The sequence below is a fragment of the Bacillus sp. AF23 genome (assembly GCF_020861455.1).
In the GTDB taxonomy this organism is placed as follows: domain Bacteria; phylum Bacillota; class Bacilli; order Bacillales; family Bacillaceae; genus Bacillus; species Bacillus halotolerans.
In genome coordinates this window covers 1-206 of the sequence record NZ_JAJHVY010000067.1, presented here as the reverse complement: position 1 = coordinate 206, position 206 = coordinate 1, and the positions used below count along the sequence as shown (strand labels likewise).

General features: G+C 52.4%; 1 tRNA gene. It reads right to left on the bottom strand.

The window, feature by feature from the left end:
- Nucleotides 1–57: 57 nt before the first annotated feature.
- Nucleotides 58–144 (bottom strand) — tRNA-Leu (locus LNN34_RS21885).
- Between the last annotated feature and the right edge of the window lie 62 nt (nt 145–206).

The following is a 206-nucleotide window of genomic DNA, read 5'->3' as shown; positions in this document are numbered from 1 at the left end:
CCCGCGACCCCCACCTTGGCAAGGTGGTGTTCTACCACTGAACTACTTCCGCAGAAATGGTGCGGATGAAGGGACTTGAACCCCCACGTCTGTAAAGACACTAGAGCCTGATTCTAGCGCGTCTGCCAATTCCGCCACATCCGCAACATATAAATGGTGAGCCATGAAGGACTCGAACCTTCGACCCTCTGATTAAAAGTCAGATG